The 7,412-nt window shown below is 68.8% G+C and carries 6 protein-coding genes; 1 reads left to right on the forward strand and 5 read right to left on the reverse strand.

The genetic code is table 11. From position 1 onward, the window contains the following. From VOI19_RS10415 to VOI19_RS10435, 5 genes are all read right to left on the reverse strand, one after another. A partial coding sequence (locus VOI19_RS10415; protein WP_323792896.1) for an ABC transporter substrate-binding protein occupies positions 1-1,014 on the reverse strand: 1,014 nt, incomplete at its 3' end. A gap of 53 nt (positions 1,015-1,067) precedes the next feature. Next, positions 1,068-2,087, reverse strand: coding sequence for an ABC transporter permease (locus VOI19_RS10420; RefSeq protein WP_323792897.1), 1,020 nt, complete (start codon positions 2,085-2,087; stop codon positions 1,068-1,070). A gap of 188 nt (positions 2,088-2,275) precedes the next feature. Continuing rightward, a complete protein-coding gene (aspS, locus tag VOI19_RS10425; protein ID WP_323792898.1) occupies positions 2,276-4,054 on the reverse strand; it encodes an aspartate--tRNA ligase in 1,779 nt (592 codons plus the stop codon). Then, positions 4,051-5,418 (reverse strand): histidine--tRNA ligase, encoded by a 1,368-nt coding sequence (gene hisS, locus VOI19_RS10430; RefSeq protein ID WP_323792899.1) that lies wholly within the window; start codon positions 5,416-5,418, stop codon positions 4,051-4,053. Before hisS ends, aspS begins: the two co-directional genes overlap by 4 nt. Before the next feature lie 14 nt (positions 5,419-5,432). After that, a complete protein-coding gene (locus tag VOI19_RS10435) occupies positions 5,433-6,113 on the reverse strand; it encodes an MBL fold metallo-hydrolase (RefSeq protein WP_323792900.1) in 681 nt (226 codons plus the stop codon). 132 nt (positions 6,114-6,245) lie between these two features. Between VOI19_RS10435 and VOI19_RS10440 the strand changes: the two genes are divergently transcribed. Next, positions 6,246-7,412 (forward strand): DUF349 domain-containing protein (locus tag VOI19_RS10440; protein WP_323792901.1); only part of this gene is annotated, 1,167 nt, incomplete at its 3' end.

Here is a 7,412-nt window from a genome sequence, read left to right on the forward strand (position 1 = left end):
GGTCAGCGGGAAGCTGCCGACGGCCGCGCGACCGGCCTCCTTGAACTGGTCGAAGTTGACCGCGAGCACGTCGTCGTAGGTCAGCGTGGCCTGGTCCTCAGCCGAGTCCTGGAGCAGGATCTGGTTGAGCTGGGCCTCTTCGACCTGCAGGTCGAACTCGTACTTGTCCGGGTAGGCCGTGCGGGCCGGGTCGGACTCGGCGTTCCACTCGGGGTTGCGGACGAGCTCGAGCGACTTCTCGGGCACGTACTTGCCGAACTTGTAGGGGCCGGTGGCCAGGGGCTTCAGGCGGTACTTCTCCGGGTCGGAGGCGGCACCTTCCTGGATCGGTCCCATGGCGGCGAAGGAGCCCCAGTAGTTCATGTCGGGGAACGGCGTGTCCATGGTGTAGGTGACGTCCATGCCGTCGACCGTGACCGCGTCGAAGCCCTTGAGACCGTCGCCGGTGTAGGGACCCTCGTAGGTGTCGCCACCCTTGAAGTAGTCGTTCGAGAAGCCGGGGCCCTCGGGGAAGGCCTCACGGTCCATCGAGCGAGCAGCCGAGAAGATGAAGTCCTCGGGCTCGACGGGCGTGCCGTCCTCGAACGTGATGCCCTCCTTCAGCGTGAAGGTCCACTCGGTGAAGTCGTCGTTGGGACGACCCAGATCGGTGGCGAGGTCGGGGACGAGGACCATGGAGTTGGACTCCTCGTCGTAGGCGTACTGCGTCCAGGCGCGCGTCACAAGACCGGTGAGGATCGAGGACGTGTTCTGGTAGTAGGCCTCGGTCGGGTCCATCGTGTTGAGGCCCGAGGTCGAGATGACCTTGACGGTTCCACCCTCGACGGCGCCCTCGATCGTGGCGGGACCCTCGCGCTCGGGGTCCATCGTCTGACCGGTGTCGCCGCTCTTGCCGGCTACGTCACGGTCCTCGTCGCTCGTGCCCGAGGTACCCGTAGTTCCATCTCCACCGCAAGCAGCCAGCGTGAAGGCGCTGACGGCGGCGATCGCGATGATCGGTTGCTTCAACCGCATCGTGTGCCCACCCTTCTTCGATTCTTGTGTGTCTCCCGATGTCCAGGGTTGGCTCATCGGCGAGTCTTGGGGTCGAAGGCGTCTCGGATCGAGTCACCCACGAGGTTCAGGGCGATGACCATGACCATGATGGTCACCACCGGAGTCCAGAGGTAGAGCGGATAGCGCTCGAAGTAGTCGGTGGCAGTGTTGACCGTCTTGCCCAGCGACGGGCTCTCGGTCAGCCCGATGCCCAGGAACGACAGCCCTGCCTCGGCCGCGACGTAGGCCGGGACCGAGAGCGAGATCGCCACGACGATCGGGGCGACGAGGTTCGGCAGCAGCTCCTTGAACAGGATCTGCCAGGTCGGCACGCCGATGACCCGGGCGGCCTGGATGAACTCCCGCTCGCGCAACGACAGCACCTGGCCGCGGATCAGTCGGGCCAGACCCATCCATCCGAACAGCACCAGGATCGCGACGAGCGAGTAGAGCTCGGCGCGTCGCAGCATGTCCTGGTCGCCGCCGAAACGGCTGGTGATGATCGGGGCCAGGGCCAGGGCGCCGAGGATGAACGGGAACGACAGGAAGAAGTCGATGAGGAACGACAGCACTGCGTCGAGCGCGCCCTTGGCGTAGCCGGCCATCAGGCCGAGGGTGACTCCGACGATGGTCGACACGACGGTGGCGAGGATCGCCACGGTCAGCGACGTGCGCAGGCCGTAGAGCAGGAGCGCGAGGTTGTCGCGGCCGCTGCCGGGCTCGATGCCGAGGGGGTGGTCGATGGTGAAGGGGTAGTTCGGCGGCCCGAACGACGGCAGACCGCCACCCTCGAGCATCTCGCTCGGCGTCGGCGCCGCCGGGTCCTTCTGGTCGGGGTAGATGTCGAGCCAGTCGGTGATCCACGGTGCCATCACGGCCAGCACAGCGAGGATCAGCAGGATGCTGCCGCACACAATCGCGAGCTTGTCGTGGGCCAGGCGGCCGAGCGCGATCTTCGTCGGCGAGCGACCGGCGAGCTCCTTGGACGCCTTCTCCTCGGCGAACTCTTCCTCGCCCTCGCCGTCACCGGCGGGGCCATCGAGGGAATCCACACTCAGACCGGACGACATGCTCACCTCGTTGACCCGTTGGCACGGGCCTGTTCAGCTCGACCGGAGACACTGCTGCCTCCGACGCGCTCTCCCGAGCGCCGAGTCGGACTCTAAAGGACCAGGACACGATGGACGGGTACGTGCGAATAACGATCTGATCTCGACGTCGCAGGCACCCGTCCACCACTTCAGCTCGTGGGCGGGAGATCCTTCGCCGGCGCGCCGTCGACGCCCGCCTCCTTGCGCTGCGCGGGCGTGATCGGCGCAGGGGCCGCCGTCAGCGGGTCGAAGCCGCCGCCGGACTTGGGGAAGGCGATGACGTCGCGGATCGAGTCGGTGCCCGCGAGCAGCGCGCAGATGCGGTCCATGCCCACCGCGATACCGCCGTGCGGCGGCGCGCCGAAGGTGAAGGCGTCGAGCAGGAACCCGAACTTCTCGTGCGCCTCCTCGTCGGTGAGACCCATGACGGCGAAGACACGCTTCTGGATGTCCTCGCGGTGGATCCGGATCGACCCGCCGCCGAGCTCGTTGCCGTTGCAGACGATGTCGTAGGCGTAGGCCAGGGCACTGCCCGGGTCGGTGTCGAAGGTGTCGGCGAACTCCGGCTTGGGGCCGGTGAACGCGTGGTGCACGGCGGTCCAGGCACCCTCACCCACCGCGACGTCGCCGCTCGCGACAGCGTCCGAGCTGGGCTCGAACATCGGGGCGTCGACGACCCACGTGAAGGCGAACGCGCTCTCGTCGATGAGGTCGCAACGGCGTCCGATCTCGAGGCGCGCCGCACCCAGGAGCGCGCGGCTCGCCTTGGTGGCGCCGGCGGCGAAGAAGATGCAGTCGCCCGGCTGGGCACCCACGTGAGCGGCGAGACCGGCCTTCTCCTCGTCGCTGAGGTTCTTGGCGACCGGTCCCCCGAGCTCGCCGTCCTCCTGCACCAGCACGTAGGCCAGGCCCTTGGCGCCGCGCTGCTTGGCCCACTCCTGCCAGGCGTCGAGCTTCTTGCGCGGCTGGCTGGCGCCGCCGGGCATCACGACGGCCCCGACGTACTCGGCCTTGAAGACGCGGAACGGCGTGTCGGCGAAGTACTCGGTGCACTCGACGAGCTCGTTGCCCATCCGGAGGTCGGGCTTGTCGGAGCCGTAGCGGCGCATCGCGTCGGCGTAGGTCATCCGCGGGATCGGGCGCGGGATCTCGACGTCGATCAGCGCCCACATCGCCGACAGCACGTCCTCCATGAGCGCGATGACGTCGTCCTGCTCCACGAAGGACATCTCGATGTCGAGCTGGGTGAACTCCGGCTGCCGGTCGGCGCGGAAGTCCTCGTCGCGGTAGCAGCGCGCGATCTGGTAGTAGCGCTCCATGCCGGCGACCATGAGCAGCTGCTTGAAGAGCTGCGGGCTCTGCGGCAGGGCGTACCAGCTGCCGGGCTGAAGGCGCGCCGGCACCAGGAAGTCACGAGCACCCTCGGGCGTCGAGCGGGTCAGGGTCGGGGTCTCGACCTCGACGAAATCGTGGGCGTCGAGGACGTCGCGAGCGGCCTTGTTGATCTTGCTGCGCAGACGCAGGGCGGCGTTGGGGCCTGTGCGGCGCAGGTCGAGGTAGCGGTGCTTCAGGCGCGCCTCCTCCCCCACGTCGACGTGGTCGCTGATCGGGAACGGCAGCGTGGCCGCGGCGCTCAGCACCTCGACGTCGGAGGCGACGATCTCGATGTCGCCCGTGGCGAGGTTGGGGTTCTCGTTGCCCGGCTTGCGGGCGCTGACCTCACCGGTGATCTTGAGGCAGTACTCGGCGCGCAGCTGGTGGGCGACGTCCTCGTCGCGGATGACGACCTGGACGACACCGCTGGCCTCGCGCAGGTCGATGAAGGCCACACCCCCGTGATCACGACGGTTGGCGACCCATCCGGCGAGGGTGACGGTCTGGCCGACGTGCTCGGCGCGCAGGGCGCCGGCGTCGTGGGTGCGGATCACTGGTTCTTCTCCTCGTTGCTGACAGAGGTCACCTGCGGTCGCAGGTCCTCGCTGGGTGGGGTCCACGTGGCCGGATCTGCGGCCACCTGCTCCCCCGATCGGATGTCCTTGACCTGGTGGGTCGCATCGATGGTCGAGCCGGGGCCGAACCACACGTAGGGGATGCCACGGCGCTCGGCCACCCGGATCTGCTTGCCGAACTTGGCCGCGGTGGGCGCGACCTCGCAGGGGATGCCGTTGGCCCGCAGGGCCGTGGCGACGGCGTCGCTGTCGGCGCGCGACTCCTCGTCGCTGACCGCGACCAGCACGGCACTCGGCACCGGACGGTCGGCGACCAGGGCGCCCTTGGTGAACAGCGGCACCAGCGCGCGACTGACGCCGAACGAGATGCCGACCCCGGGGTACGTCGTACGACCATCGCTGGCGAGCGCGTCGTAACGACCGCCCGAGCAGATCGAGCCGAGACTCTCGCTGCCGGCCAACCGGGTCTCGAAGACCGTGCCGGTGTAGTAGTCGAGGCCGCGGGCGATCGACAGGTCGGCCACGACGCTCACCTGGTCGGTGATCAGCGGCCGGCACGCCTGGACGAGAGCGGACAGCTCGGCGAGTCCCTCGCTCAGCAACGGGTCGACGACGCCGAGGGCCTCGACACGGGCGACGAACGAGTCGTCGGACGCGCGGATCTCGGCGAGCGCCAGGCACTGGGCAGCCTGCTCGACGCTCAGGCCCGCCTCGTCGACGAGCAGCGCGGCCACCTTGTCGGCAGGCAGCTTGTCGAGCTTGTCGACCAGGCGCATGACCTCGTCGACGTCCGGCACCCCGAGCCCGGTGTAGAAACCCTGGATCAGCTTGCGGTTGTTGACCTGCAGCGTGAACGCCGGCAGGAAGTCGAGCTGCGCGAGCGCCTCGACCATCACCTTGGCCACCTCGACGTCGTGGTGGAAGGGCAGGACGTCGCGCCCCACCACGTCGATGTCGGCCTGGGCGAACTCGCGGTAGCGACCCTCCTGCGGCCGCTCGCCTCGCCATACCTTCTGGATCTGGTAGCGACGGAAGGGGAACTCCAGCTTGCCGGCGTGCTCGAGCACGTAGCGCGCAAAGGGCACCGTGAGGTCGAAGTGAAGGCCAAGACCCGAGTCGTTGCCGGAGTCAGCGTCCTGGAGGCGACGCAGGACGTAGACCTCCTTGGAGGTGTCGCCCTTGCGGAGCAGCTGGTCCATCGGCTCGACCGCGCGTGTCTCGATGCCGGCGAAGCCGTGCAGCTCGAAGGTGGAACGCAGCGTGTCGAGGACGCGCTGCTCGACCGCGCGCTGCTCGGGAAGCAGCTCGGGGAACCCGCTGAGCGGGGAGATCTTGGAAGCCATCAGGCTTGCACGTCCTAGAGGTCCTGGAGATAGGGGTTGGTCGCGCGCTCGCGACCGATGGAGGTCTGCTCACCGTGACCGGGCAGCACCACGATGTCGTCGGCGAGCGGCAGCACCTTGCTCGCCAGGCTGCGCAGCATCGTGGGGTGGTCGCCGCCCGGGAGGTCGGTGCGACCGATCGAGCCGGCGAAGTGCAGGTCACCGGAGAACATGACCTCCGAGACGTCCCTCGACACCTCGTCGGGGAACGGCGTCCGGAAGGTCACCGAGCCCTCGGTGTGGCCCGGGGCGTGGTCGACGACGAACGACAGGCCGGCCAGCTCGAGCACCTGGGCGTCGCTCAGCTCGCGCACGTCGTCCGGCTCGGCGAACTCGTAGTTGCCGCCCAGGAGCATCGAGGTCGTCTCGGGTGACATCCCCTGCATCGGATCGGCCAGCAGGTGGCGATCACGCGGGTGGATCCACGCCGTCGCGTCGTAGGTGCCCGCGACCGGCGCGACCGACCACATGTGGTCGACGTGCCCGTGCGTGACGAGGATCGCCACCGGCTTGAGCCGGTGCTCCCTCACGACGTCGGCAACGCCCGAGGCGGCGTCCTTGCCGGGGTCGATGACGACGCACTCGGACCCGGGTCCGGTGGCAGCGACATAGCAATTGGTGCCCCACGGTCCTGCGGGAAAGCCTGCGATCAACACTGCGTCAGGGTAGCGAGGCTCGGGCCCTCACGTCGCGCGGGTATCGCGGCACCGCACCTCGGGTCGCCCCCCAGAGGTGCGGCACCACTAGCATGGTGCCCGGCGTTACGGGACAACGAAGAGGGATACGCAGTGACGAGCAGCGAATGGGGTCGCGTCGATGACGACGGCACCGTCTATGTCAGGACCGTCGACGGCGAGCGACCGGTGGGTTCCTACCCCGCGGGCACGCCCGAGGAGGCTCTCCACTTCTTCACCGAGCGCTTCGCGGCGCTCGCCTTCGAGGTCCAGCTGCTCGAGCAGCGGGTCAACGGTGCCAAGCTCGCCCCCGAGGAGGCTGCGGAGTCGATCAAGACCGTCCGCACCCAGGTGGCCGACGCGAACGCCGTGGGCGACCTCGCCTCGCTGATCGGTCGGCTCGATGCTCTCGGGCCGGTGCTCGCCGTGCAGCGCGAGGCCCGCAAGGCCGAGAAGGCCGAGAAGGCCGCTGAGTCGAAGGCCGAGAAGGAAGCCCTCGTGGGCGAGGCCGAGAAGATCGCTGCCGGCTCCGACTGGCGCAACGGCGCCAACAAACTGCGTGACCTGCTCGAGAAGTGGAAGGCGTTGCCGCGCATCGACCGCGCCTCCGACGACGCACTGTGGAAGCGCTTCTCCGGTGCCCGCACGGCCTACACGCGCCGACGCAAGACGCACTTCGCCGAGCAGGACGAGAAGCGCGACGGCGCCCGCGTCATCAAGGAGCGCCTGGCCACCGAGGCCGAGGCCCTCTCCGGCTCCACCGAGTGGGGCCCGACGGCGGGCAAGTACCGCGACCTGATGCGCGACTGGAAGGCCGCCGGCCCGGCACCCAAGGACGTCGACGACGCGCTGTGGAAGCGCTTCCGCGGCGCTCAGGACGCCTTCTTCGGTGCTCGTGACGCCGCCAACGCTGCCCTCGACGCGGAGTTCGCCGACAACGCCGTCGTCAAGGACGCCATCATCATCGAGGCCGAGGCGCTGCTGCCGGTCAAGGACGTCGAGGCCGCCAAGAAGGCGTTCCGCGACATCGCCGACCGCTGGGACGCCGCCGGCAAGGTGCCGCGCGACCGCATGAAGGAGCTCGAGGGGCGCATGCGCGCCGTCGAGCAGGCCATCCGTTCCATCGAGGACGACGCCTGGAAGCGCTCGGACCCCGAGAAGTCGGCCCGGGCCAACGACATGGTCGCCAAGCTCGAGGACGCCATCGCCGAGGTCGAGCAGGACCTCGAGAAGGCCCGCGCCGCCGGGAACGCCAAGAAGGTCAAGGATCTCGAGGACAAC

The sequence above is a fragment of the Nocardioides sp. genome (assembly GCF_034670285.1).
GTDB lineage: Bacteria > Actinomycetota > Actinomycetes > Propionibacteriales > Nocardioidaceae > Nocardioides.

Coding starts and splice junctions, on each gene's coding strand:
- hisS (WP_323792899.1), bottom strand. CDS start 5,418: ATGGCTTCCAAGATCTCCCCGCTCAGCGGGTTCCCCGAGCTGCTTCCC.